The following is a 24,863-nucleotide window of genomic DNA, read 5'->3' on the forward strand; positions in this document are numbered from 1 at the left end:
CCGGGCCGCCCGCTAGCGGCGGAGATCGGCCGCGGGGAAGGGGCGGCGCTCGTCGAACCGGAGCGACAGCCGGCCCGCGGCGCGCCACGCCTTCGCGACGAGGTCCGTGTCCTGCTCGGTCACCAGGTTGCCCATGACCCGCAGCGCGACCCGCATCAGTGGCGTCGAGCGCATGCCGACCGGCCCCGCGAGCGGGAGCAGCCGCGGGATCGTGAGCAGCCCGGCCAGCCGGCGGGCGATGGAGAAGGCCTGGCCGTAGTGCCGGCGCAGGGTGGCGGGCCAGGCCTGGTCGAGGTCCTTCTCGGTCGCCATGAGCTCGGCGACCAGCCGGCCGGTCTCCAGGCCGTAGTCGATGCCCTCGCCGTTGAGCGGGTTCACGCAGCCCGCGGCGTCGCCGATCAACGCCCAGTTCGGCCCCGCGACCCCGGACACCGCCCCGCCCATCGGCAGCAGCGCGGAGCGGACCAGCCGCACCGGGCCGTCGAGCTGCCAGTCCGCCCGGCGCAGCGTGGCGTAGTGCTCGATCAGCGACTTCAGCTGGACGCCGGCGGGTCGCCTGTCCGTGGCGAGGGTGCCGACGCCGATGTTGACCTCGCCGGTGTGCAGCGGGAACACCCAGCCGTAGCCGGCGAGGACCTCGTCCGCGGTGCCCCGCAGCTCCAGGTGCGAGGAGATCCACGGGTCGTCGTGCCGCCCGGACCGGATGTACCCGCGGGCGGCCACGCCGTAGGCGGTGTCCTTGTGCCACTCGCGGCCGAGCACCCGCCCGAGCGTCGAGCGGGCGCCGTCGGCGACGACCAGCCGCTCGCAGCGGATCGTGGCGCTCCGGCCCTCGGCCAGGGCGAAGGTGACCCCGGAGACCCGCTCGCCGTCGCGCTCCACGCCGACCGCCTTCGCGCCCTGCACCGGGACGGCGCCCGCCTCGAGCGCGACCTCGCGGATCCGGGCGTCGAGCTCGGTGCGGGCCACCGCGCTGCCCTCGGACGGCAGCGAACCACCCGGCCACTCCAGCAGCAGCTCCTGGCCGAAGCCGGCGGCGCGCAGGCCCCGGTTCGCGCCGTGCCCGCGCACCCACTCGCCCAGCCCCAGCCGGTCCAGCTCCGCGATCGCCCGGGGGGTGAGCCCGTCGCCGCAGGTCTTGTCCCGGGGGAAGACGGCCGCGTCGGCCAGGACGACGTCGAGCCCCTGCCGGGCGGCCCAGGCGGCGGCCGCGGACCCCGCCGGCCCGGCCCCGACGACGAGCAGGTCGGTGGACCCGGGGACGGGGCTGGGATCAGGCGCCATGCCACCAGTGTGACAAGGGGAGATCGCCGTCCGGGGGCAGGGCGGCCGTGGTCACACCCCGCGCATGCGAGCGACGCCCGGGCACCCCACCGGCCCGGGCGTCGCCCCGACTCGCGCGTTCACACCTCCCGGGCGCGGGCGGCGACCCGCAGCGAGGCCGCGGCCGCGTTCCCGGTGAGGGTGGCGACGGCGAGTCCGATCACCAGGTGCACCGCGGCGAGGGCGAGGGCCGCGCCGAGCGACGCCGTGGTGACGAAGGGCAGGACGACGGCGGCCGCGGTGCCCAGCCCGACGATCCAGCCCAGGTACTCGAGCGGCCGCGGCGTCGAGAGCAGCAGCAGGTGGGCGACGCCCGTGGCGACCAGGGCGGCCGTCGCGGCGAGGGTGCACAGCAGGATCACGCCCGTCGTCCCGAAGATGCCGGTGCCGATCGCGTGGGCCGCCGGCACGAACCCGGTCAGGACGCGCACGACGAGCGCGCCGACGAGGCCGGCGAGCGCCGCGACCAGGGCGGTGGCGAGGCCGCCCGCCCAGAGCCGACCGGCGTCGACGGCCGGGCGGGCCGGGAGCTGCGCGGGGATCCGGACGGTCGGGTCGGTGAGCGGGGAGACGGGGGCGGTGGTCATGGCGAGCCTTCTTCCGGCCTTGCGCGGGTGGCTCCCGCGGCATGGGAGAAGGGTCGCGCCGGAGAGAGGCCGGCACCGTCGGGCGGTCGGAGGGTGCGCCGGGGGGTCCGCGTGTCGGGCGATCGGGGGACGACGGACTCGGCCGGTCCGCCTCAGGCCCGCGCGGGCACCGCCGGCGTCGCGGGCACGAGGGAACGCAGGGCCAGCACCCCGAGCACCGGCCCCGGGAGCAGGACGAGCAGCGCGGTCGCCCAGCCGCCGACGCCCGCGACGAGCGGGACGACCTGGATGCTCACCGCGGTGAGCAGGAAGCCGAGTGCGGTCTGGGTGGTCAGCGCGGTGCCGACGTACCGGCGGTCGGCGACGTCGGTCAGCGCGCCCGTGAACACGGCGGAGTCCGCGACCACGGACCCGCCCCACACCGCGCAGAACGTGACCAGCGCGGGTAGCCCGGCGCCGACCATCACGGGCGAGAGCAGGCAGCACGTGCCGCTCACGGCGAGCGCCGCGATCGCGACCGGTGCCGGCCCCACCCGGTCCGCCACCCGCCCGGCGACCGCACAGCCCAGGGCGCCCGCGACGCCCGAGGTCGCGAACACCACGAGCCCGGTCGGCGGCCCGCCGGCCGCCGGGGCCGCGGCCAGATAGGCGGGCACCCAGGTCCAGAAGGCGTAGAGCTCCCACATGTGCCCGAGGTAGCCGCACACCACCAGCGCCGGCCCGCGCTCACGGAGCATCCGCAGGGCGTAGCGCGGGTCGGGCGGCGACGCGGGGGCGTGACCGGGCCCGGGCCGGACGAGCGTGGCGGCGAGCAGCGCCGCCAGCAGGCCGGCGGCCGCGGCTCCGGTCAGGACACCGCGCCAGGGCAGGGCGGGGCCCGCGAGGCCGCCGAGCAGATGCGGGAGCGCCGAGCCCAGCGTCAGGGCGCCGACGAGGAGGCCGAGGTCGCGATACCGGCTCCCCGGCCCGGACCAGGACGTCGTCAGCTTCATCCCGACCGGGTAGACCCCGGCGAGGAACACACCGGTCAGCCCGCGGAGGGCCAGCGCGGGCCCGGGGGTGTCGACGGCGGCGGCCATCACCAGCGTGCAGGCGGCGGCGCCGAGCGCGGACCAGGCGAGGAGCCGGTGCGGACGGACCCGGTCCGGCAGCGTGAGCACGGCGGACGTGACCGCGCCGGCGACGAAGCCGAGCTGGACGGCGACCGTCAGCCACACCGCCGTGGCCTCGCCGATGCCCCACTCGGCACGCAACCGCGGGACCACCGCCGAGGCCGAGAACCACACCGCCAGCCCGAGGACCTGGACGAGCGCGATCGCGGTGCGGGGTCCCGTCCACGCGGGCGCACGGTGGCGGGCGACCCGCATCGGTCCTCCCCGGGGCGTCGACGACGTCGACGGGGAGTATCGGTCAGGTCACGTAGGGTTCCCGATCCGGGTCGTGGGTCCCGGTGGCCCGGCGCAGCTGCACGCTGGTCCAGCCGAAGATGCCGACGCAGGCCAGCGCCACCACGGCGAAGACGATCGCGGGCACGAGCGCGTGGTCCATCAGGAACACCACCGTGACCAGCACGCAGAGCAGGAAGGCGAGCACGGAGATGCCCCGGTGGAGCTTCAGGGCGCTCTGTCCGTCGTGCGAGCCGCTGCCCGCGTTCGGGCCGCCGATGCCGAGGACCGGCCGGCCCTTGATCGGGGTCGCCGCGGCGCGGACGTCCGGTGGGGAGGCGGACTCGGGGTCGGTGCCGTGGGTCCGGTGACCGGCGGCGCGTTCGTCGCTCGGAGTGGCCATGCGCCACTGTACCCAGTTCCGCGCCGCTTGATTCGCTGCTCGTGGCAGCTCGTCCACCGTCCACAGAGCTGCCGGACGTACCCGTCTCGCGGTGCGGTTGCCCGTCCGGGCAGGATCACCGGGCGTGGGGATCCACGGGTCCGGAAGCCGAGACGGACGGCCGAGCGAGCGCCTCCGGCAGCCGCAGCCGCTGCTGCGCCGGCGGATCGCCTCCGGCCGGGGGGCGATGGACCAGCCCAACGTCACCGGCGACGGCGACGTGCCGCTCACGGCGCGGTTCTGGCTGATGGTGGTGCTGACCGGGGTCGGGGCGGGCCTGTTCGGGATCGCGCTGATGCTGCTCCTCGGCGCGGTGGCCCGGCTCGCCTTCGGGCCCGGGGCGGACGAGGACTTCGAGGCCGCCGTCCAGCGCGCCTCCTGGCTCGGCCGGGTCGTCCCGTTGCTCGTCGCCGGGGTGATCGCCGGGGTGGGATGGTTCCTGCTGCGCCGGTACGTGGCCGGCCGCTCGGACGCCGACGACGCCGTCTGGACCGGCGACGGCCGGCTCGGCTTCCACCGCAGCGCCGGGACCTCGGTGCTCTCGGTGATCGTGGTCGGGCTCGGCGCGTCGCTGGGCCGGGAGGCCGCGCCGAAGCTGATGGGCGGGGTGTGCGGCTCGGTGCTCGCCGGCTGGGCCGGTCTGACGACGCCGCAGCGCCGCCTGCTCGTCGCCTGCGGGGCGGGTGCGGGGCTGGCCTGCGTGTACAACGTGCCGCTCGGCGGCGCGCTGTTCACCGCGGAGGTACTGGTCGGGGCGATACGGCTGCCCGTCATGCTGCCCGCGCTCGCGTGCTCGGCGGTCGCCACGCTCACGGCATGGATCGGCCTGCCCTCCGGTCCGATCTACGCGGACCTGCCGGACTTCGCGTTCTCCGCGTCGGCGCTGGTGTGGGCGGTCCCCGCCGGCGTGCTGATCGGCCTGGTCGCGGTGGTGTTCGTGCGGCTGATCGCATGGGCCTCGCACCGCGTGCCCCGGGGCCGGGCGATGCTGGTCGCCCCGCTCCTCGCGTTCGCGGTGCTCGCCGCGCTCGGGCTGGTGTTCCCCCAGCTCTACGGCAACGGGCAGGACATCGCGGCCCGCGCGTTCGCCGGAGTGGGGGCGCTGTGGCTGTTCGCCGCGCTCTTCGCGCTCAAACCGCTGGTCACGGTGCTGTGCCTGGGCAGCGGGGCCTCCGGCGGGTTGTTCACCCCGACGCTCGCCACCGGCGCCGCCCTGGGGGCCTGCCTGGGCGGGCTGTGGTCGCTGCTCTGGCCGGGCACGCCGGTCGGCGCCTACGCCATGATCGGCGCCGCCGCGATGATCGGGGCCGGGATGCAGGCGCCGCTGGCCGGGCTGGCCCTCGTCCTGGAGCTGACCCACAGCGGGTTCGGGCTGATGGTGCCGATGATGGTCGCGACCCTCGTCGCGACCGCCGTGTCGCGGTGGATCGACGGCTACTCGATCTACTCCGCGCGGCTGGCCGAGCGGTCCACCCCCACCCGCCGGCCGTCAGGCGGGCAGCAGGAGGTTGACGAGCCCCCGGGCCCAGTCCGGTGAGCCGGGCTCGCCGGTGAAGATCGCCCGGTAGTAGAGCGGCCCGAGCAGCGCGTCGGCCGCCCGCTCGACCGTCGGGACCGCGCCGCCGCGCGCCCGCTCGCGCTCGATCATCGCCGCGAGCTGGTCCTCCCGGTCACCGCGGCAGGCGCAGGCGCCCTGCTCGCCGGCCGCGCCGAGCGTGGCCCGGATCAGGGCGAGGACGTCCGGGTCGGCGAGGTCGGTCGCGACGTCGGCGGCCCAGCGCTCCAGGTCGCCGCGCAGCGAGCCGGTGTCGGGGACGACGACCTCGCCGGAGAAGCGGCTCGTCGCGGCGTCGGCCAGCAGCTCGCCGACCGAGCCCCAGCGGCGGTAGAGGGTGGTCGCGTGCACGCCCGCACGGGCGGCGACGACCGGGATCGTCAGCCCGTCGCCCGCCTCCTCGGCGAGCAGTTCCTCGACCGCCCGGTGGACGGCCGCCCGCACCCGGGCCGAACGACCGCCGGGGCGGGACCCGGTGGCCGCGCCGGGGGTCCGGGAGCGCGTGACCGGCGTGGATGCAGCCATGGGCCCGATTATTGCACCGATCACTGCGACAAGCTAACGCAGCGATCTGTGCGTTCGTGCTACCGTCGACGGGGTTAACGCAGAGATCGTTGCACGAACTTGCGAGGCGAGCATGTCCGTCACGGCTCGGGGGAGCGCGGAGGGGACGGCGGGGGACACGGCGGGGGGCGGTGTCCGGCGCCGGGCGACGTACTTCGCGGCGGTGGCCGCGATCGTCGTGCTGTTCCTGGCGGCGTCCAGCGCGCCCTCCCCGCTCTACGTCGTCTACCAGCAGCTGTGGGGATTCACGCCCACCGTGCTCACGGTGATCTTCGCCGTGTACGTGGTCGGGCTGCTCTCCTCGCTGCTGGTCGTCGGCGGGCTGTCCGACCACGTCGGCCGGCGCCCGGTGCTGTTCGCCGCGATCCTGCTGGAGATCGTCGCGCTGGTGTTGTTCGTGCTGGCCGGGGACGTGGTGGTGCTCTCGGTGGCGCGCTTCCTGCAGGGCGTCGCCACGGGCGTGGCGATGACGACCCTGGGCGCGGCGCTGGTCGACCTCGAGTCCCCGGCCACGCCCGGGCGGGCCGGTGTGGTCAACTCCGTGTCCCCGCTCGGCGGGCTCGCGGTGGGCGCGCTGGGCTGCGGCGCACTCGTCGAGTTCGGGCCCTCGCCGACGAAGTTCGTCTACGCGTTGCTGCTGGCCGGGATGGGGCTGGCGGCGGTGATCGTCGCGCTCATGCCGGAGACCGCCACGCGCCGCCCGGGCGCCCTGGCCTCGCTGCGCCCCAGGGTCGGCGTCCCGGCCCGGCTGCGGGTCGACGTCGTGCCGGTGGTGCCGGTCATGATCGCCAGCTGGGCGCTCAGCGGGCTCTACCTCTCGCTCGGGCCGTCGGTGGCGGCCGGGCTGTTCGGCCTGCGCAACCACCTGGTCGGCGGGTTCGTGGTGACGCTGCTGTGCGGCATCGGCTCGATCACCGCGTTCCTGCTGCGCCGGCGGCCGGCGGTGCGGCTGTTGGCCCCCGCCGCCGCCCTGCTGGGCCTCGGCACCCTCGTGACGCTCCTCGGCGTGACGACCGGGCTCGTCGCCGTCGCGGCGCTCGGCACGGTGATCGCGGGCGTCGGGTTCGGAGCCGCCGCGCTCGCGACCTTCGGGACCTTCGCGCGCATCGCCGCGCCCCACGAGCGCGGGGCGCTGTTCGCCGTGGCGTACGTGATCTCCTACCTCGCCTTCAGCCTCCCGGCGGTGGTCGCCGGGTTCGCCGGCACCGCGTTCGGGCTGCGGATCACCGCCGAGGTGTACGCGCTGGTGATCGTGGCCGTCACCGCCGTCGCGCTGGTCCTGCGGCTGGCGCTGGCCCGGCGGGCCGCCCCGGCCGGCCCCTGACGAAACCCTCCGGCCGCACGTGGCGGGCTCCGGACCGGCCGGGTCCCGGACCCGCGGGGCCGGGGACCCTCCGAACAGGGGTGCCGCCGGTCACGGCGACCGGGATGCTCGGGGTGATCAGCGTCGATCAGCGTTCCCCAGGGAGGCAGACATGGCCCCGTTCCCGCCGCTCGCCCACGCCGCGGTCACGGTGAGCGACCTCGAGCGCAGCACCCGCTGGTACTCCGCCCTCTTCGGCTCCGATCCGGTGCTCGACGAGGACGAGACCGTCGGCGGCTTCCACCACACGGTCTTCGCGCTCGGCGGCGGGCACCTGTTCGGGCTGCACACCCACCCGGGCGGCGCCCCGGACGGCCCGTTCGACGAGCGCCGGACCGGGCTCGACCACGTCGCCTTCGCCTGCGCCGACCGCGCGGAGCTGGAGCACTGGGCGGCGCGGCTCGACGAGCTGGGCGTCGCGCACGGGGGGATCGTCGACGCCCACTACGGCTCGGGTCTCTCCTTCCGGGACCCGGACAACATCGCGCTGGAGTTCTTCGCGCCGCCCGCCCCGTGAGCGGTCGGGGCCGGGCCGGGCGCGCCGGTCAGGGTTGGGCGCGGACCAGGGAGAGTCGCCCGTCGGCGGGCCCGGCGCCACTCCACGTGCCCTCCTCGGCCGACCATGTGCGGCCGTCGTAGGTCACCTCGGACAGGCCGAATCGCGCGGCGTGCGCCACGAGCCAGCTCGCGATCGCCCACCCCCGCTGCTCCGGTTGCGGCCCGCTGAGCCGGGCGGTGCCGAGCTCGCGCGCGGCGACGGAGGCGACGTCGTCCGGCGGGGACTGCGGCGTGAGGTCCTGGCAGCGCAGCGCCGCGGCCTCCTGGCCGGTCAGCGCGACGGCGATGGCGCGGGCCTGCGGCTCCCACTGCGCGTAGGCATCGGGGGCGGCCGAGCGCTGGACGAGCTGGGCGGCCTCGGTGACCGACACGTCCTGCCAGTCCGGGAGCTTCTTCAGCGCCCGGTAGAAGGCCTGCGCCGCGTACACGGGATCGGTGACCTGCTGGTACGTGCCCCAGCCCTGGCTCGGTCGTTGCTGGAAGAGCCCGGCCGAGTCGCGGTCGCCGCCGGACAGGTTGCGCAGCCGGGACTCCTGGAGCGCGGTCGCGAGCGCCACCGTCACGGCGTGGTCGGGCAGGCCCTCCGCGTAGCCGACCCCGCCGATCGTCGCCGCGTACCCGGCCTGCTCGACGGTCAGCGACACCGAGCGCCCCGCCGCGGTCACCACGCAGCCGGGCTCGGGGCGGGAGTTCGTCCACCAGAGCACGCCGCCGACCACGAGCACGCCGACGAGCAGGAGCGACAACAGGGTCGCCGCGGTGCGGTTCACGCGACGCCCTCGGCCATACGGCCATGGTGCCCGACGCGTCGATCACGCGGCGTCGACGCCCCGTGGTCGACCGCGGGAGTCGCTGCGCAGGTGCCGCGCCGGTGGGCCCGCAGTCGGCAGAAGCGTGGAGGAGGATCCAACAGCCCTGTTATATTAGCGCTGTGACAGTGTCCGACCCCACCCTCGAGAGTTGGTTGCGGCCGCTCAAGGACCTGCTCGACACGATGGACGCCGCGATCGCCGAGCTCTACGCCCAGCGCGGGGTCCGGGGCGTGCGCACGCGGTTCAGCATGGCGCTGATCCGGCTGCACCACCGCGGCCCGATGCCGATCAAGGAACTGGCGGCGCAGATCGACGTCACGCACTCGGCGATGAGCCAGACCGTGACCGAGATGCGCAAGGAAGGACTGGTCGAGACCGCGCCGGGCGCCGACGCCCGCACCCGCGAGGTCACGCTCACCGACCAGGGCCGCGCGCTCGTGCCCTTCCTCGAGGCGGAATGGCGCGCCACCGAGGCCGCCTTCGCCGAGCTCGACGCGGCCCTGCCGTACCCGATGACCCGGGTCATCTCCGACGTCGCCGCGGCCCTGCGCGAGCGGCCGTTCCTCGACCGCATCCGGGCCCACCTGCCCGAGTCGGAACGCCCGTGAGCACGCTGGACCGCGTCCTCGACACCCGGCCGCTGCGCGGGCACGCCGGCTTCCGGCGGCTCTGGATCGGGTCGACGGCGTCGACCTTCAGCGGGCAGGTCGCGCTGGTCGCCGTGCTCGCCCAGGTCTGGGAGCTGACGGCGGACCCGGCGCTGGTCGGCGTGGTCGGGCTCGCGACGGGTGTGCCGATCGCCGTGTTCGCCACGGTCGGCGGCACGTTGGCCGACGCCCTGGACCGGCGTCGCCTGGTCCTGCTCAGCAGCGCCGCGGCGGCCCTCGTCGCGGGGCTGCTCGCGCTGCAGGCGGCGATGGGGGTGCGGTCGTGGGCGCTGGTCCTGGCGCTGGTCGCGGCCCAGACGGGGTGCACCGCGCTCGGCTCCTCCGCCCGGCGGACCTTCGTGCCGCGGCTGCTCCCGCGCGACCAGGTCGCTCCCGCGCTCGCGCTGAACCACGTCGCGTTCCAGGCCGCGATGCTGGTCGGGCCGGCCCTCGCCGGCGTCGTGATCGCGGGCTGGGGAACCACCGCGGCGTACGCCCTCGACGCCGCCGCCACGGCCCTCTCGCTCTACGGCGTCGCCCGGCTCCCCACGATGCGCCCCGACCGGGCCGACGTCCGGCGCGGCGTCGCGGCCGGCCTGCGCGACACGGTCGAGGGCTGGGCGATCCTGGTGCGCACCCCGGCGCTGCGCGCCGCGCTGGCGGTCGACCTCGCGCAGACGCTCCTCGCGATGCCCGTCGCCCTCTTCCCGGCGCTCAACGCCGAGCGGTTCGGCGACGACCCGCGCACCCTCGGGCTGTTCCTCTCCGCGATCGCGGCGGGCGGGATCGTCGCCGCACTGGTGTCGGGGCCGGTCACGCGGGCCCGGCGACCCGGGCTCGTCATGGTGTGGGCGGCGGGCGCGTGGGGACTCGCGCTCGCCGCGTTCGGGCTGGTCGACGGCCTTGCGGCCGGGCTGGCGTGCCTCGCCGCGGCCGGCGCGGCGGACACGGTGTCGGTGATCTCCCGCGGCACCCTCGTCCAGCTCGCCACGCCGGACTCGCACCTCGGCCGGGTCGGCGCCGCGGAGTACGTCGTCGGGGCGGCCGGGCCCGGGCTCGGCAACGCCCGGGCGGGGCTGGTCGCGGGCGTCGTCGGCCCGGGACCGGCCGCCGCGACGGGCGGGGCGGCGTGCGTGGTGTGCGTCGCGGCCGTCGGAGCGGTGAGCCGGGAGCTGCGCCGCTGGACGGTCGACGGCCGGGTGTGACGCCCGAGCGACCGGCCACCGCTGGGCGGTCGACGGCCCGTGCGAGGCCCGAGCCGCCGGCCACCCGGACGGCCGCGTGTCGGGACCGCACGACCCGGCGGGCCGGGCCGGGGCGCGGCAGGATGGCCGGATGATCGACCGCGAGGGGCCGGTGCCGTCCCCGACCGCATCCCCTCCCGGCGCGGCACCCGATCCCGACGCCCGTCGCCGTCGTCCCGACGTCGAGCGCCGCCGCGCGGCCGTCGCCTGCCTGCGCAGCCTGCTGCCCGCCCTGCGCCCCGAGGCCGAGGAGGCGCTGGGCCGGGCCGAGGCCGTCGGGTTCCTCGCCCGCCTCGAGCTGTGGTTCCCCGACCTGCACCTCCCGCTCGACGCGCTCTACGGCGACCGCCACGACGTCGACGCCCTCGCCGCCCGGCTGGTTCGCGCCGGCCTCGCCGCCGCGGCCGCCCGCCCGGCGCCGATGCGCGAGCTCGACCGTCGCCGCGAGGTGCATCCGCGCTGGTACCAGGACCCCCGGATGGTCGGCTACGTCGCCTACACCGACCGCTTCGCCGGCACCCTGCGCGGCCTGCACGCCCGCCTCGACCACCTCGCCGAGCTCGGCGTGACCTACCTGCACCTCATGCCGCTGCTGCGCCCCCGCGAGGGCGAGAACGACGGCGGGTACGCGGTGGCCGACTACGGCGCCGTCGATCCCCGGCTCGGCACCCTCGGCGACCTGGAGGAGCTCGCGGCGGCGCTGCGCGCGCGGGGGATGAGCCTCTGCGTGGACCTGGTGCTCAACCACACCGCGCGCGAACACCCGTGGGCGCGCGGCTGGCTCACCGGGGACCCGCGGTACGCCGGCTTCTACACGGCCTTCCCCGACCGCACCCTGCCCGACGCCTACGAGGCCGCCATCCCGGACGTCTTCCCCGACCGGGCGCCCGGCTCCTTCACCTGGGTCCCGGAGGCCCGCGCGGGCGCGGGTGGGTGGGTGTGGACGACCTTCTGGGACTACCAGTGGGACCTCGACTACACGAACCCCGAGGTCTTCACCGCGATGCTGGGGACGATCCTGGCGCTGGCGGACCGGGGCGTCGAGATCGTCCGGATGGACGCCGTGCCGTTCCTGGGCAAGCGGCTGGGCACGAGCTGCCAGAACCAGCCGGAGGTGCACGACATCCTGCAGGCCCTGCACGCCGCGGTGAAGCTCGCGGCGCCGGCGACGGTGTTCAAGGCCGAGGCGATCGTGGCGCCCGAGGACCTCGTGCCCTACCTGGGCGGGCACCCGCGGCACCGTCCCGAGTGCGAGCTGGCCTACCACAACCAGCTGATGGTGCTGTTGTGGTCGTGCCTGGCGACCAAGGATGCGCGGCTCGCGGTGCAGGCGTTGCGGCGGATGGACCCGATCCCGCTCGAGACCTCCTGGGCCACCTACGTCCGCTGCCACGACGACATCGGGTGGGCGGTCAGCGACGTCGACGCCGCCGCCGTCGGCTGGACGGGGCCGGCGCACCGGCGCTTCCTCAACGACTTCTACTCCGGGCGGTTCCCGGGCTCCTTCGCCCGCGGCGCGCTCTTCCAGGAGAACCCGGAGACCGGCGACGCCCGCATCTCCGGCAGCGCCGCCGCGCTCTGCGGGATCGAGCAGGCCCTCGCGGTCGGCGACGGCGCCGCGCTCGAGGCGGGGATCCGGCGGCTGGTGCTGCTGTACGCGGTCGTCTACGCCTACGGCGGCGTGCCCCTGCTGTACATGGGCGACGAGCTCGCGCTGCGCAACGACCACTCCTACCTGGACGACCCCGCCCTCGCCGCGGACAACCGCTGGATGCACCGGCCCTGGCTCGACGCGGGCGCCTTCGCCCGCCGGCACGACGCCACCTCGGTGGAGGGCCGGGTCTTCGCCTGGCTGTGCCGGCTCTCCTCGGCCCGCGCGGAGCTGCTCGCCCTGCACGCCGGCGCCGCCGCCGAGGTGCTGGTGCTCGACGACCCGCACGTGCTCGCCTGGCGCCGCCGGCACCCCCGCAGCGGCACGTTCCTCGGGCTGGCGAACTTCGCCGACCACCCCGCCTCGGTCGACGCCGGCCTGGTCGCCGGGCTCGACACCGTGCTGTCCCCGGACGGGCCCGTCGAGGTGCGGGAGGGCCGCGCCCACCTGCCCGCCCTGGGCTTCGCGTGGCTCGCCGAACCCTGAGTGCGCGGCTGGTCGCGCCGAACCTCCGCACGATCAGCGGTTGTGGACCGAGACGGTCGATTCCCGACCCTTCCGGTCCCGGACGAGCGATCACGGGCTGTCGCGCCCCGCCGCCGATCGCTACGGTCGTCGCGCACGCGACGCGGGCCCGGGGGAGGGTGCGATGACGGCGACGGCGGAGCCGGGGGACCCCGGGACGGGGCAGGTCGCGCCCGCTCCCGCACCCGACACGACCGGCGCTCCCGCACCCGACGCCACCGCCGCCCCCGGACCCGACGCCACCGCCGCTCCCGCACCCGACGCCTCCGCCGCCCCGGGACCCGACGCCCCGGCAACGATCCCCACCCGCCTCCGCGGCCCGGTCGTCCGCGACGACGCGGTGCAGACGGTGCGGCTGCTGGCGGTGGCGTTCGGGGTCACGGTGGTGGTGACCCGGCTCTACCTCGCCCTGACCGGCTACCCCCAGATCGGCGGCGGCGAGTACCACCTCGCGCACGCGTTGTGGGGCGGGCTGCTCCTGCTGGCCGGGGGCGTGGTGGCGCTGCTGTGGAGCAACCGGTGGGTGCAACCGGCCACGGCCGTGTGCGTCGGGGTCGGGTCCGGGCTGTTCGTCGACGAGGTCGGCAAGTTCATCACCCGCCGCAACGACTACTTCACCCCGCTCGCGGCGCCGATCATCTACAGCACCTTCCTGGCGGTGCTCGGCGTCGTGGTCCTGGCCCGCCGCGTGCCCCGCGGCCGGCCGCGCGAGCTGGCCTACGCCGTCGTCGTCCGGCTGAAGGACCTGGCCGACGGGCCGCTGCGGCCCCCCGACCGGGCCGTGCTGCTGCACGACCTCGACGCGCTGCGGGCGCAGCGGGACCGCCCCGACCTGGCCGCCCTCGCGGGGGCCGTGCACCCGGAGGTCGAGGCCGCGCCCGTCGAGGCGCCGCGCGACCGGCTCGGCACCGCGCGGGGCGCACTCGCCCGGGCCGAGCGCGTGCTGCTGCCGCGCTGGGCCCACCGCCTGCTGCTGACCGCGGGCTCGGCCGTGCTCGGCCTGCTCTCGCTGGTCGGCCTGGCCGTCCTGATCGCGCTGCTCAGCGCCTCCCCGGACGTGCAGATCGTGCTCGACGACCGCGCCGTCGCCCCCGGCACCCGGCCGCCGGCCCTCGTCCTCGCGTCGGCCGGGGAGGCCGTGGTCGGCGTGCTCCTCGTCCTGGCCGCCCTCGCCCTGCTGGTCGGCCGGGACCGGGTCGGCACCGCGCTCTGCCGGGCCGGGCTCGTGATCGCCCTGGCCGGGGTGAACGTGGCGCTCGGCTACCTCGACGCGGAGCTCGTGGTGGTGGCGGTGGTCGTGGAACTGATCCTGCTGGTGGGTGCGGTCCGTTACCGCAGGCGGTTCCTGCACGACCAGGCGTGACGGACCGGCGCGATTCCGTCGCGCCGTACCCCGTTCTGACCTTACGGGCCGGGTGATCGCGCTGGCAGGGTCGGCGGAATGGACGCACAGGAGATCCGCCGGGCGTTCCTGGACATGCTCGCCCAGGACCGTCACGCCATCGTCACGCGCGCGCCGATCGTCCTGCGCGACGATCCCACCACGCTGTTCACCGGGTCCGGGATGCAACCGCTGCTGCCGTACCTGCTGGGTGCGGACCACCCGCAGGGCGCCCGGCTCGCCGACGTCCAGCCCTGCCTGCGGGCCCAGGACATGGACGAGGTCGGCGACAACCGGCACACCACGTTCTTCGAGATGCTCGGGAACTGGAGCCTCGGCGACTACGGGAAGGCCGAGCAGATCCCGCGGGTCTTCCGTTTCCTGGTCGACGTCGTCGGCCTCGATCCGAACCGGCTCTACGTGACCTGTTTCCTCGGCGATCCCGTGCACGACATCCCGCGCGACGAGGAGAGCGCCGAGATCTGGGAGCGGCTGTTCGCCGAGCGCGGCATCGAGTGCCGGCGCATCGACCTCGGCACCGAGGAGTTCGGCAACGAGCACGGCAACCAGGGCGCCCGCATCGCGTTCTACGGGGACAAGAACTGGTGGAGCCGGTTCGGCGGGCCCGACGAGATGCCCGTCGGCGACCCGGGCGGCCCGGACTCCGAGGTCTTCTACTACTTCCCGCAGGTGGAGCACGACACCCGCTACGGCCGCTACCCGCACCAGAACTCCGACGGCGGGCAGTACATGGAGATCGGCAACTCGGTCTTCATGACCTACCGCCGGACCGAGTCGGGCGTCACCGAGCTCCCGCGGCACAACGTGGACTTCGGCGGCGGGCTGGAGCGCATCGCCGCGGCCGCGATCGACAGCCCGGACGTCTACCGGGTCAGCCTGCTCTGGCCGATCGTCGAGCGGCTGCAGGCGATCTCCGGCAAGTCCTACGACGGCGGCGCCCCCGAGGTCGTGCACGCCATGCGGGTCGTGGCCGACCACCTCCGCGGTGCCGCGTTCCTCGCCGCCGACGGGGTGAAGCCCGGGAACACCAAGCAGGGCTACGTCATGCGCCGGCTGGTCCGCCGCGCGCTGCGCTTCGGCCTGGACCTCGAGCTCACCGCGGGCGTGGCCGCGGACCTGGTCCCGATCATCGGCAGGCTCTTCGCCGACGTCTACCCGGAGGTCGCGGAGCAGGAGGCGCAGATCGTCGCGGTGCTGCAGAAGGAGGAGAAGCAGTTCGCCCGGACCCTGCGCAAGGGGCTGTCGATGCTGCGCCGGCTCAGCCGGCAGGGCGAGGTCGTGACGGGCGAGCACCTGTTCGAGCTGCACGACACCTTCGGCATGCCGATCGAGCTCAGCCTGGAGGAGGCGACGCGCAAGGGCTACCCGCTGGCGGACGACTGGCGGGCGGTGTTCGACGGTCTGATGGAGGCCCAGCGCGACCGCTCCCGCGCGGCCGTCTGATCCCGGTCGGCCCCTGTCGCCGTCAGCCCACCAGCTCGTCGACGACGCGGGCGACCGCCTCGCCGACGCGGGTCAGACCCTCGGTGGGCAACGCGGCCAGGCACACCCGGACGTCCCAGGTCGGCGCGCCGTAGCCGGCCCCGGGCAGCACGACCACGCCGTGGTCGCGCGCCAGCAGCTCGGGGACCCGCGCGGGCTCGCCCGACCGCAGCCGCTCCGCGCCGGCCGCGCCGTGCCGCACCCGGGCGACCGCGGCCAGGTCGATCAGCGCGTAGTAGAGCGTGTCCTGGCCGCCCGGGGCCTCGATCCCGAGCGGGCCGAGCAGGGCGGCCAGCCGCGCGTGCAGCTCCGCGCGCAGCGACGACGCGTGCGCGGGGCCCCCGGGCATGACGTGCGCGAGCGCGAACAGGGCCATCTGCACCTGGTCCGGCGTCGCCAGCCCGGCGATGTTGTGCAGCGCGACCTCGCGGCTGTCGGCCACCATCCGGGCGAGGAAGGGCAGGGTCCCGGAGTCCGGGGTGAGCGAGGAGTACCGCCGGTCGGCGACCGCCCGGGCGGGGCCGGTGCGGCCGGCGAGGATGTCGTCGAGCACGGTGTCGGCGGCGACCGCGGCGAACCCGAGCCGGTTGCCCGTCGCGCCGAAGTTCTTCGAGAAGGAGTGCAGGCAGATCACGTTGCGCGGCACCTCGGCGAGCATCCCGCGGAAGCCCTCGACGAAGGTCGCGTAGACCGTGTCGGCCACGATCACCAGGTCCGGGCGGTGGTGGTGCACGAGATCGCGGACCTCGCGCAGCCGCTCGGGCCGGACCGCGCGGGTGTCCGGGTTGCCCGGGTTGATCACCACGAACGCCTTGATCGCCGGGTCCCGCAGCGCCTGCAGGACGCCCTCGTCGAACCGGTAGGGCTTGTTCGGCGCGGCCCGGATCTCCACGATCTCGAGCCCGAAGTCCGCCAGCGCGGGGATCTGCAGGTAGGGGGTGAACACCGGCGCCGCGATCGCGATCCTGTCGCCCGGCGAGACCAGGCCGTTCTCCTTGAGCGAGCGGAAGGTGTAGGCCATCGCCGCGGCGCCGCCCTCGGTGCCGAAGACGTGGAACCGCCCGGGCGGCCCGGGCTCCACGCCGGTGACCTCCACCAGGTAGCGCTCCAGCACCAGCTCGCAGTGCCGGAGCATGCGCGTGGGGGAGGGGTAGCCGTCGCCCAGGACCGCCCGGACCAGCTCGGTCACCAGCGCGTCGGGATCGGCGCCGAGTTCCCCGACCACCCAGTCGACCGCCGCGGACAGGAACCGGGCGCCGTCGGACGGGTCGCCGGCGAGCGCGGCAGCGAGGCGGTCGGCGATCCCGGCGGTGGGCGGGGTGCGGCCCCAGTACGGGTCGCCGGCCGCCGCGGAGCCCGCCGCGCCCGCCTCCTCGACGGCGAAGGACCCGAGCCGGAAGAACGCGGCCCGCGGGGTCGTGGCGATCCAGTTGGGCTGGCCCCGCCCGGCGTCGAGCACCGGCCGGCCCGAGTACCGGGCCGAGGCGGTGAGGGCGGGCTGGGAGGCGGGTGGGGAGGCGGACGGGGAGGCGGACGGGGAGGTGGGGGAGGACGCCGGGACGAGCTCGGTCATGACGCGGCCTCTCGACGACGGGCCCGACACACGACCGGGGGCCGATCGCGCCTGGCGATCGGCCCCCGGCCGGACGTTGGTGGAGGACACAGGAATTGAACCTGACAGGGCGCCCCAAGTGCGCATCCCCCGTGCAGGAGGGAAGTTAGCGCATTCCGTTCACGCCCCACAAGGCCTCACTCCCGAGATCATCAGGTTGGACGAGGAAAGGCGCGCTCGGGGACCGTTCAGTGCCCCGCGGGCTCCTTGCCGCCCCCGGAGAAACCCGCCGCGATCAGCTGTCGAGGCGTGGCGTCGGGCAGATACGCCCGGGTGAGGGCGATTCCGATACGGGGAAGGTCGGCCTCGTCACGGAATGCGAGGTGCACGGGTTCGTAGCGCGGCGAGAACTTGGCCTTGAACGCGTGCAGCGAACGGAATCCGTAGAACGGTTCCAGTGCGCCGCCGAGCTTGTCCAGCAGCCGGTCCGTGCGGGCGAGCTCACCCGGCTCGTCGCCCCGGGCGAGCGGGGCGCCGGACAGCGAGACGAACTCGTAGCCCTCCTGCCCGAAGGCCAGGCAGGCCGACGCGATCATGAACTCCATCGTGGAGCGGAACCCGTCCGTCCGCCGCCGCATGACGTCGAGCGTCCAGCCGCGGACCCGGCCGCCCTCGGCGTAGACGGGCAGCCAGGACGTCACGCCGTGGACGCTGCCGCCGGCGTCGATCGCCAGCCCGACCTTCACCGCCGGGTCGAGCGCCTCGTCGACCCCGCCCAGGGTGAAGCCCATCTCCGGCAGGCCCTTGTCGCCCACCCACTCCTCCGAGATCGCCCGCACCTGGGCGAGGACGGCGAAGGACTGCTCGGCCAGCGTGACCACCCGGAACTCGATGCCCTCGCGCCTGGCCTTGTTCAGCGCGGTGCGGATGTCCTGCCACTTCTTGCCCTTGAACGCGAGCCCGGGCAGGTCGATGAGGGTGTCCTCGGCGATCTGCACCGTCCGCCAGCCCGCGGCCCGCGCCGCCGCGGCGGCGGTGTCGGTCACCGAGAACAGGCACGGCGTGAGCCCGCCCCGCTCGGCGTCCTCGGTGAACTCGGAGACCGCCGCGGCGATCGTGCCCGGCGGGGCCACCGGGTCGGCGAGGGCGAGCGCGATACCCGCGTGCCGCTGGTAGCCGACGTAGCCGCGGCCGTCCCGCAGGAAGTAGAAGCGCATCTCCGGCCACAGCGTCATCCACGACATCGTCGAGCCGCCGACGGAGGTGAGCAGGGCACGGGCCCGCGCGAGCGCGTCGCCCTCGTCCGCCGCGACCCCGCCCGGCACCCGGCGCCGGATCGGGACCCGGAAGGCCCGCCGGTTGAGCAGCAGGACGGGCAGCACGGCCAGCCACAGCACCCCGGTGCCGAGGGTGATCGCCTCGTCGGTCACGTCGCCGCCCACGACGAGGATGACGGCGGCGGCCACGGCGACCAGCGCGTTGAGCCCGCCGAGCACGACGGTGACCCACCACGCCCACCGCTTGCCCAGCCGCAGCGCGTTGGCGACGATCCCGACGATCACGACGTCGATCAGCACGTCGAGCAGCGAGGTCGCCGCCCCGGCCGTCTCGCCGAAGGGGCCGCGGCCCGGGAACAGCAGCACCACGAGCTCGGTGAGCGCGATCGCGACGAGCCCGGCGAAGGCCAGCAGCCGCGTCTCCCGGCGGGTGCGCGGCCCGAAGCCGGGCTCCACCCCGAACAGCCGCTGGCCCAGCACGAACCCGACACCGACGGCGACCAGGTGCGCGACATCGGAGAGCGTGCCCTCGAACAGGAACGCGACCAGGACGTAGAAGCCCAGCAGCGCCCGGATCCGCAGCCGCCAGGGGGAGCGGAGGGCGGCGGTCGTGACCGCCAGGACGGTGAGCGCGCCGGTGGTGAAGCCGGCGTCGCGCACGGTCGCGAGGTGCACCGCCCAGGGCCAGGAGGTGTGTGACAGGGCCCAGATCAGCAGCGACGCCACCAGCACGCCGCCGATCTCGCCGGCCAGCGCGGTCACCGCCACGACCCGGGTGCCCATCCGGATCTCGCACGCGCCCACGACGATCGCGAACAGCAGCAGGCCGCTGACGTACTGCCCGGGGGTGATGGCGAAGAACCAGCCGGTGAACAGGGTCCAGATCCGGCCCTCCTGCAGGGCCGGCACGCCGTAGGCGACCTGCGGGAACCAGCCCTCCTGCCAGAGCGGGCGCCAGATCGTGCGCCCGGCCAGCCCCACGAGCAGGGTCACCGCGACGACGGTGATGGTGAACGGCGTCCGGTGCCAGACCTGGGGGAGGGCCGCGGTCAGCCGGGAGGCCCAGACCTCGAAGGGGGCCGTGCGTCCGGCGGCCGCGGGCAGCGGGGCCGACGCCGGCGGGGCGGTCTCCGCCGTCACCGGCGCGGCCGGGGGCGGCCCCGGCGCCTTCGCCGCGGCCGGCTTCCCGGCGGGCGTCTCGGCGGACACCTCGACGGGCTCGGCGGCGGGCTCGGCGGCGGGCTGCTCGGCGGCGTGCTTCTCCGCGGCGGGAGCCGGGGGGACCTCCGCCGCGCTCAGCGCGCGTTCGGGGCCGTCAGCCCCAGCCGCGGTCCCAGGAAGTCCATCGCCGGCGGGAGCGACGCGTGCGGCACCCCCCACGAGTGCCCCTGACCCGGCACGACCTGCGTCCGCACCGTCATCCCGGCCCGCTGTGCTGCCGTCGAGACCTCGGTCTGCCATGCCCCCACCTCCTGTTCCTCCCCGCCACAGGCGAAGTAGCCCCAGACGCCGGGGTAGCGCCGCTGCGCGAGCAGGGTCAGCGGCGTGAGCGCGTCGAACGCCGCGGTGTCGCCGTGGAACGCGATCCGGATCGTCTGCGTCCGGTCGGCACTGATCGCGGGCTCGCGCTCGCCCGCCAGGTCGACGAAGTTCGGGTACAGGTCCGGGTGGCGGGTGGCCATCTGCAGCGCGCAGGTGCCGCCGAAGGACCAGCCGCCGAAGGACCAGTGCGCGTGGTTCGAGTCGACCCCGAGGTTCGCCTGGATCCACCGCGGGACGTCGACCGACAGGTAGGTGTCGGCCTTCGCGATGTCCGAGTCCATGCACATCGTGTTGTTCCCGTCCGCCCCGTTCGGGTCGACGACGACGGTCACCGGTGCGAGCCCACCATGCCGCTCGGCGACGTCGTCCATCAAGGCCTGCAGCGTGCCCCCGACGACCCAGTCCTCGGGGCCGCCCGGTTGGCCGGCGACCAGCACGAGCACGGGCAGCAGCGGCGCGTTCGGTGAGTTGTAGGCGGCGGGCAGGTAGAGCTGGGCGTCCCGGGCGGTGAACCCGCTGACCGTCCCGGGGATCGGCGCGCTCTCGATGCTCGACGGGGCCGTGGCCGGTCCGCGCCACCGGGAGGCGACCGGCGTGGTCATGGGCCGCGACGGGGCACCGTGGCCGCCCGCGAACGAGCGCTCGTCGCCCGTCCCGGCGAGGGCGGAGACCGTGGGGTACTGCTGGAAGTAGACGTTGATCTGCGACGCCGCGCTCACGAGCACCAGCAGCCCGCAGACGAGCGCGAGGACCTTCCGGCCGGGCCGGGTGCCGAACAGCGACCCCACGGCGAGCACGACGCCGCCGAGGCCGAGCGCGATCCAGATCAGCACCTGCCGGGGGAGCGGCTCGGGGAGCAGGTCCAGCGCGTCGACCAGGAGCGGGTTCAGCCCTGCGTACGCCAGGGCGGCGACCAGGACGGCCAGGACCACGGTCACGACCGCGCCGCGGCCCCACCGCGTGAGCAACCCGAACAGCGCGATCCCGCCGACGGCCAGCAGGACGATCGGCAGCCACCCGTCGACGAGCGAGAGTCCGCCCACCCCGCTCCTCCCACCGCCCCGACGACCACCCCCGGGTGATCACGGTCAGGGTCGCCACATCGCGGCTGGTCGTTACCGTCCAGGATGGATCGGCCACGGTCCGGGATCGGAAATAATCACCCACTCGGGTGACGGCCACCGCCGTCGGGCGGCGTCCCGCGGGCCGGGGCGCCGGGGGCAGGCGCCGTTTCGCCGCAGGCCCACCGGGTACCGCCGCCCCCGACCGTGTCCTTCGACAGGGCCCACCACGGGTGGGGCCCGGAACGGGAGGAACCCCGTGCGACTCGACTGGCTGCGCGACGCCTGCGCCGCCCCCGGCCCCTTCGCCACCGTGCTGCTCGACGTCACCCACGACACCGAGGATGCGGCGCGCCAGGACGAGCTCCGGCGCCGCGGCGTCCGTGAGGAGCTGGCGGGGCAGGGCGCGCCGGAGACCGTCGTCGAGGCCGTCGACACCGCGCTGGCCGACGCCCCGCCGCCCGACGGCACCGGCGGCCGCATCCTGGTGGCCGCGGAGAAGGGCGTCCTCGTCGACGCCACCACCCCGGCCCCGCCGCGGGCCGCGGTCACGGCGTGGTCGCCGCTGCCGGACCTGGCCGCCGTCACCGAGGCGTTCCGCGAGGAGGTGCCGGTCGTGGTCGTCCGGATCCACGACGCGGGCGGCGAGATCCTCGCCCCGGGCGACACCGAGCCGGAGGAGGTCAAGGGGCGGAGCGCCCCGGTGCACAAGGTGCGGGGCGGCGGGCTGGCGCACCTGAGCATGCAGGAGCACGTGGAGGAGACCTGGCGGGAGAACACCGCCGACGTCGCCGCCCGGGTGGACGCGCGCGTCCGCTCCTGCGCCGCCCGCGTCCTGGTGGTGCTGGGCGACTCCCAGGCGCGCTCGCGCCTGGTCGACGCCCTGCCCGAGCGGTCCGCGAAGATCGTCGTGGAGGTGGAGCACACGGCGGGCGCCTCGCCCGACGAGGTGCCGGACACCGTCGCCGCGGCGGTCGAGGACCTCCTCGACGCCCGGCGCCGCGAGTCCTGGGAGCACTACCAGGGCCTCGCCGGGCGGCCGGACGGGCAGGCCGTGTCCGGCCTGGCCGACGTCGTCGCCGCGGTCCGGGCCCAGGCCGTCGACACCCTCTTCGTGGATCCCGCCACCCTGACCGACGCCGAGATCTGGGCGGGGGACGAGCCCACCTCGCTCGGCGTGCAGCGCGAGGAGCTGGAGGCGCTGAACGTCTCCGACGCGCACCGCGTCCCCGCGGTGTCCGCGATCCTCCGCGCCGTCGCGTGCCAGAGCGGGCAGCTCGTGCGGCTCGACGACCCCGACGTCGTCCGGGGGCGGGACCGGCTCGACGACGCGCGCCGGGCGGAGGAGGAGGCGCGTGCCGCCGCCGACGCGGCGGGGGAGGAGCCCCCGCAGATCGGCCTGTTCGCGAACGGCGAGCTGGCCGACGGCCTCGGGGCCACCCTGCGCTTCCCCCTCTGACCGGCACGATCCCGTCGCGACGGCACGACGCACGCCGGTAGGGGTGCGTCGTGCCGTCGTGTCCGGGAGTCAGTCCCCGGGCGCGACGTACGCCTGCGAGACCGCCCCCGCCTTGTCCAGGACGTCGACCAGCTCGGCCGGGGTGATCAGCTCACGGGTCTCGTTCCGGGTGAACGACCCCGTCGAGGTCACCGCGAGCGAGATCGCCGCGGCCACCCGGGAGTCCGGGGCGTCGAAGATCACCATGCCGTCGTGGCCCCCGAACATGTAGTAGAGCGCCTCGAGCCGCCCGCCCTGGGACTCGAACGCGGTCCGGACGGCGGCCGTCCGGTCCTGGGGCTTCAGCACCAACCGGTTCCAGGCCTCGGGGCTGTAGCTGAAGAAGAACGCGAACTTCGCCATCTCGACCTCCTCGTCCGTCCGGGCCGCCCAGGATGCTCCCGTCGACCACCCGCTGTCGCTGCGTAGAGGTACGTACGCGGGTGGGTCGCCGGGGAGCCTCAGCGGGCGGAGAGCAGGGCGGCACGGCGGTCCAGGAGGTGGTCGCGAACCCGGGCGGGAGCCCCGGGAAGGTCGGGCGATCGGGGGACAGGCGGATCAGCCGGCGGGTCCCCCACCCGGCCGACGGGGCGGAGCCCGGATCGGGACCACGGTCGGGGCATCGGAGCGGACCGACGCCCCGGCGACATCCCAGGAGGACCGCCATGAGCACGACCGTCAGCGTCAGCGACCCCACGCCGGAGGGCCCCGAGCAGCCCCGCCACGACGCCGCCCGCCCGGGCCCGGACGCGGAGGGCCGCGCCGGCGACGGGACGGTGCCGGCGGAGCGCCCGCGCTACGGGGGCTGGGCCCACGTCCTCGCCGGCATGGACTGCTACGGCTACGGCCTCGGCTACGACTACTGGACCGCGCTCCACGGCGCACCGGGGCCCGACGGCGACCCGCTCGACCCGCGGGCCCGCCGGCACGACGAGGCGGCCGCCCCTCGGTCCGGCACCGGACGGACCGTCGCCCTCGTGGTGGGCGGGTTGGTCGCCGCGGCGGCCGTCGCGACCGGTCTGGTCCTCGGACTGGGCGGGCACTCCACCACCCCGGCCATGGCCCAGGCCGCCACGGCGACCGTGCCACCCGCTCACCCGGTCATGCCGCCCGCACAGTCGTCGACCCCGAGGTGACCGGCCCGGTGCCGGGAGCGTGTCGGTACTCCGGTCGGCCGGGTGCCGAGGGTCATCGGTGGTCGCGGGGCGCCGCCGGTCCGGGGCCGACGAGCCGGCGGGCGCTGCGGTGGAGGAGCCCGACGGCCACGGCGACCCAGAGGGCCAGCGCATCCCAGAACAGCACCAACGAGACGGTGGTGAGCGGCGGCAGCGGCCAGGTGCGGGCGGTGGCGGCCGAGGCGGCCGAGAACATGCCCAGCGGGAACACCGCCGCCCACCACGACCCCTGGTAGGCGAGGAAGCCGGGGATCCTCCCCGCCGTCCACACCTGGGCGCCGAGCAGCGGCACGATCCACGCCATCGCCGCGACCTGGGCGCCCACGGTGAGCCCGTGCGCCGCCGCGGCCGCGCCCGCAGGGGCGCCGAGCGCGGCCACCCCCGCCTGGACGTGGTCGCCGGCCAGGGCGCTGATCGCGAGCGCGCCCATCAGGACCCAGCTGTCCGGGGTGACCTCGGCCGGCGTGAACGGTCGGGACGCCAGCCGCCAGACCACGAGTGCCACGACCAGCAGGTAGAGCAGTACGGCGAGCACCCACAGCACCGCCGCGGCGGCGAGCAGCGCCCGCGTGTGCAGGCGCACGGCGAGGTCGGCGGCGGAGGTGGCGAGCCCTGCCGTGGCGACGGAGACGAGCAGCCACGCGCCGTGCACCTGCTCGCGCAGCTCGCGCAGTCGCTGCGCCCGCACGTCGCGTACCGCGAGGGGCAGCAGGACCAACCAGGCGGCGAACCCCGCCGCCGCCAGCAGCTCCACCGCCCGGTCCGGGCCGCCGAAGAGCGGCTGCACCGCCGACGCGAGCACCGTGGCCGCCGCCACGAAGGTGAACGCCCGCAGCACGACATCCGGCGAACGGGCCTCCCGGGCCAGCCGCCGCGCCCCGCCGAGGACACCGACGGCGAGCCAGCCGAGCAGCACGACGAACGCGGCCACCGCGACGTCGAACAGGACCGGTGCGAGGGGCCGGTAGCCGTGCACGGCGGCGGCGACGGCGAGGATCCCGGTGGCCATCACCACCGCGAACGCGTCCGGCGGGGGCCCGTGCCGCGGAGGTCCGTGCCCCGCGGCCCGCCCGCCCCCACGCACGCCGATCACCGCCGTCGGCGGAAGAGCGCGGTCGCCGTGACCGGGGTGGGTCCCCGGGCGGCGAGCCCGGCGGTTGCTGGGTCCTCGGTCGGCCTGTCGGCATCCGGTCGCACAGCAGGACGGTAGGGCGAGTA

General features: G+C 75.8%; 21 protein-coding genes. 10 read left to right on the top strand and 11 right to left on the bottom strand.

What is annotated here, in order from left to right:
- Positions 1-12: 12 nt before the first annotated feature.
- The 4 genes from ACFQH9_RS01620 to ACFQH9_RS01635 all read right to left on the bottom strand — a co-directional run bounded on the left by ACFQH9_RS01620 (position 13) and on the right by ACFQH9_RS01635 (position 3,698).
- Positions 13-1,284 (bottom strand): geranylgeranyl reductase family protein, encoded by a 1,272-nt coding sequence (locus ACFQH9_RS01620; protein WP_379563388.1) that lies wholly within the window; start codon positions 1,282-1,284, stop codon positions 13-15.
- Between the two features lie 119 nt (positions 1,285-1,403).
- Positions 1,404-1,910: a DUF6069 family protein gene (locus ACFQH9_RS01625; protein WP_379563390.1), complete on the bottom strand. Its 507-nt coding sequence runs from the start codon at positions 1,908-1,910 to the stop codon at positions 1,404-1,406.
- Positions 1,911-2,062: 152 nt separating this feature from the next.
- Positions 2,063-3,277, bottom strand: a complete 1,215-nt coding sequence (locus tag ACFQH9_RS01630) for an MFS transporter (RefSeq protein ID WP_379563392.1) — start codon at positions 3,275-3,277, stop codon at positions 2,063-2,065.
- Positions 3,278-3,320: 43 nt separating this feature from the next.
- Entirely contained in the window at positions 3,321-3,698 is a 378-nt protein-coding gene (locus tag ACFQH9_RS01635; protein ID WP_379563394.1) for a hypothetical protein, read from the bottom strand.
- A 226-nt stretch (positions 3,699-3,924) separates the two neighbouring features.
- Here ACFQH9_RS01635 and ACFQH9_RS01640 point away from each other — a divergent pair, with 226 nt between their 5' ends.
- Positions 3,925-5,274: a chloride channel protein gene (locus ACFQH9_RS01640; protein ID WP_379563396.1), complete on the top strand. Its 1,350-nt coding sequence runs from the start codon at positions 3,925-3,927 to the stop codon at positions 5,272-5,274.
- Here the strand turns inward: ACFQH9_RS01640 and ACFQH9_RS01645 are convergent.
- Positions 5,227-5,817, bottom strand: coding sequence for a TetR/AcrR family transcriptional regulator (locus tag ACFQH9_RS01645; protein ID WP_379563398.1), 591 nt, complete (start codon positions 5,815-5,817; stop codon positions 5,227-5,229). The two genes, ACFQH9_RS01640 and ACFQH9_RS01645, sit on opposite strands and share 48 nt — an antisense overlap.
- Positions 5,818-5,929: 112 nt before the next feature.
- On the opposite strand from ACFQH9_RS01645, the gene ACFQH9_RS01650 reads away from it, so the two are divergent.
- Together ACFQH9_RS01650 and ACFQH9_RS01655 are read left to right on the top strand one after the other, a co-directional pair.
- Entirely contained in the window at positions 5,930-7,180 is a 1,251-nt protein-coding gene (locus tag ACFQH9_RS01650; RefSeq protein ID WP_379563400.1) for an MFS transporter, read from the top strand.
- A 151-nt stretch (positions 7,181-7,331) separates the two neighbouring features.
- Entirely contained in the window at positions 7,332-7,736 is a 405-nt protein-coding gene (locus tag ACFQH9_RS01655) for a VOC family protein (RefSeq protein WP_379563402.1), read from the top strand.
- Positions 7,737-7,764: 28 nt separating this feature from the next.
- Here ACFQH9_RS01655 and ACFQH9_RS01660 read toward each other — a convergent pair whose 3' ends face one another.
- Positions 7,765-8,514: a VldE C-terminal domain-containing protein gene (locus ACFQH9_RS01660; protein WP_417715117.1), complete on the bottom strand. Its 750-nt coding sequence runs from the start codon at positions 8,512-8,514 to the stop codon at positions 7,765-7,767.
- 194 nt (positions 8,515-8,708) lie between these two features.
- Between ACFQH9_RS01660 and ACFQH9_RS01665 the strand changes: the two genes are divergently transcribed.
- From ACFQH9_RS01665 to ACFQH9_RS01685, 5 genes are all read left to right on the top strand, one after another.
- Positions 8,709-9,197 carry a MarR family winged helix-turn-helix transcriptional regulator gene (locus tag ACFQH9_RS01665; RefSeq protein ID WP_379563406.1) on the top strand — a complete coding sequence of 163 codons (489 nt, stop codon included), beginning with the start codon at positions 8,709-8,711 and terminating at the stop codon, positions 9,195-9,197.
- Positions 9,194-10,441, top strand: coding sequence for an MFS transporter (locus ACFQH9_RS01670; protein WP_379563408.1), 1,248 nt, complete (start codon positions 9,194-9,196; stop codon positions 10,439-10,441). The genes ACFQH9_RS01665 and ACFQH9_RS01670 overlap by 4 nt, the downstream gene beginning before the upstream one ends.
- Positions 10,442-10,571: 130 nt before the next feature.
- On the top strand, positions 10,572-12,617 hold the full coding sequence (locus tag ACFQH9_RS01675) for an alpha-amylase family protein (protein ID WP_379563410.1): 2,046 nt from the start codon (positions 10,572-10,574) through the stop codon (positions 12,615-12,617).
- A 163-nt stretch (positions 12,618-12,780) separates the two neighbouring features.
- Entirely contained in the window at positions 12,781-14,019 is a 1,239-nt protein-coding gene (locus ACFQH9_RS01680) for a hypothetical protein (protein WP_379563412.1), read from the top strand.
- Between the two features lie 78 nt (positions 14,020-14,097).
- Positions 14,098-15,501, top strand: a complete 1,404-nt coding sequence (locus ACFQH9_RS01685; protein ID WP_379563414.1) for an alanine--tRNA ligase-related protein — start codon at positions 14,098-14,100, stop codon at positions 15,499-15,501.
- 22 nt (positions 15,502-15,523) lie between these two features.
- Here the strand turns inward: ACFQH9_RS01685 and ACFQH9_RS01690 are convergent, their stop codons facing one another.
- From ACFQH9_RS01690 to ACFQH9_RS01700, 3 genes are all read right to left on the bottom strand, one after another.
- Positions 15,524-17,113: a bifunctional aspartate transaminase/aspartate 4-decarboxylase gene (locus ACFQH9_RS01690; RefSeq protein ID WP_379563416.1), complete on the bottom strand. Its 1,590-nt coding sequence runs from the start codon at positions 17,111-17,113 to the stop codon at positions 15,524-15,526.
- A gap of 227 nt (positions 17,114-17,340) precedes the next feature.
- The gene (locus tag ACFQH9_RS01695; protein ID WP_379563418.1) at positions 17,341-19,578 is read right to left on the bottom strand and encodes a bifunctional lysylphosphatidylglycerol flippase/synthetase MprF; all 2,238 of its coding nucleotides are present in this window, start codon (positions 19,576-19,578) and stop codon (positions 17,341-17,343) included.
- Between the two features lie 86 nt (positions 19,579-19,664).
- Positions 19,665-20,954: an alpha/beta hydrolase gene (locus ACFQH9_RS01700; RefSeq protein ID WP_379563420.1), complete on the bottom strand. Its 1,290-nt coding sequence runs from the start codon at positions 20,952-20,954 to the stop codon at positions 19,665-19,667.
- Between the two features lie 277 nt (positions 20,955-21,231).
- On the opposite strand from ACFQH9_RS01700, the gene ACFQH9_RS01705 reads away from it, so the two are divergent.
- On the top strand, positions 21,232-22,431 hold the full coding sequence (locus ACFQH9_RS01705) for a baeRF2 domain-containing protein (RefSeq protein WP_379563422.1): 1,200 nt from the start codon (positions 21,232-21,234) through the stop codon (positions 22,429-22,431).
- Between the two features lie 69 nt (positions 22,432-22,500).
- Here ACFQH9_RS01705 and ACFQH9_RS01710 read toward each other — a convergent pair whose 3' ends face one another.
- Positions 22,501-22,833 (bottom strand): GYD domain-containing protein, encoded by a 333-nt coding sequence (locus tag ACFQH9_RS01710; protein WP_379563424.1) that lies wholly within the window; start codon positions 22,831-22,833, stop codon positions 22,501-22,503.
- A gap of 302 nt (positions 22,834-23,135) precedes the next feature.
- Here ACFQH9_RS01710 and ACFQH9_RS01715 point away from each other — a divergent pair, with 302 nt between their 5' ends.
- Positions 23,136-23,606 (top strand): hypothetical protein, encoded by a 471-nt coding sequence (locus ACFQH9_RS01715; RefSeq protein ID WP_379563426.1) that lies wholly within the window; start codon positions 23,136-23,138, stop codon positions 23,604-23,606.
- A 52-nt stretch (positions 23,607-23,658) separates the two neighbouring features.
- Here the strand turns inward: ACFQH9_RS01715 and ACFQH9_RS01720 are convergent, their stop codons facing one another.
- Positions 23,659-24,738 carry a tellurite resistance/C4-dicarboxylate transporter family protein gene (locus ACFQH9_RS01720; protein WP_379563428.1) on the bottom strand — a complete coding sequence of 360 codons (1,080 nt, stop codon included), beginning with the start codon at positions 24,736-24,738 and terminating at the stop codon, positions 23,659-23,661.
- Between the last annotated feature and the right edge of the window lie 125 nt (positions 24,739-24,863).

Origin of the sequence: Pseudonocardia lutea (assembly GCF_042658055.1) — a bacterium.
In the GTDB taxonomy this organism is placed as follows: Bacteria; Actinomycetota; Actinomycetes; order Mycobacteriales; family Pseudonocardiaceae; genus Pseudonocardia; species Pseudonocardia lutea.

Coding starts and splice junctions, on each gene's coding strand:
- ACFQH9_RS01675 (WP_379563410.1), top strand. CDS start 10,572: ATGATCGACCGCGAGGGGCCGGTGCCGTCCCCGACCGCATCCCCTCCC.
- ACFQH9_RS01685 (WP_379563414.1), top strand. CDS start 14,098: ATGGACGCACAGGAGATCCGCCGGGCGTTCCTGGACATGCTCGCCCAG.
- ACFQH9_RS01645 (WP_379563398.1), bottom strand. CDS start 5,817: ATGGCTGCATCCACGCCGGTCACGCGCTCCCGGACCCCCGGCGCGGCC.
- ACFQH9_RS01630 (WP_379563392.1), bottom strand. CDS start 3,277: ATGCGGGTCGCCCGCCACCGTGCGCCCGCGTGGACGGGACCCCGCACC.
- ACFQH9_RS01680 (WP_379563412.1), top strand. CDS start 12,781: ATGACGGCGACGGCGGAGCCGGGGGACCCCGGGACGGGGCAGGTCGCG.
- ACFQH9_RS01635 (WP_379563394.1), bottom strand. CDS start 3,698: ATGGCCACTCCGAGCGACGAACGCGCCGCCGGTCACCGGACCCACGGC.
- ACFQH9_RS01650 (WP_379563400.1), top strand. CDS start 5,930: ATGTCCGTCACGGCTCGGGGGAGCGCGGAGGGGACGGCGGGGGACACG.
- ACFQH9_RS01625 (WP_379563390.1), bottom strand. CDS start 1,910: ATGACCACCGCCCCCGTCTCCCCGCTCACCGACCCGACCGTCCGGATC.
- ACFQH9_RS01690 (WP_379563416.1), bottom strand. CDS start 17,113: ATGACCGAGCTCGTCCCGGCGTCCTCCCCCACCTCCCCGTCCGCCTCC.
- ACFQH9_RS01655 (WP_379563402.1), top strand. CDS start 7,332: ATGGCCCCGTTCCCGCCGCTCGCCCACGCCGCGGTCACGGTGAGCGAC.
- ACFQH9_RS01640 (WP_379563396.1), top strand. CDS start 3,925: ATGGACCAGCCCAACGTCACCGGCGACGGCGACGTGCCGCTCACGGCG.
- ACFQH9_RS01620 (WP_379563388.1), bottom strand. CDS start 1,284: ATGGCGCCTGATCCCAGCCCCGTCCCCGGGTCCACCGACCTGCTCGTC.
- ACFQH9_RS01715 (WP_379563426.1), top strand. CDS start 23,136: ATGAGCACGACCGTCAGCGTCAGCGACCCCACGCCGGAGGGCCCCGAG.
- ACFQH9_RS01710 (WP_379563424.1), bottom strand. CDS start 22,833: ATGGCGAAGTTCGCGTTCTTCTTCAGCTACAGCCCCGAGGCCTGGAAC.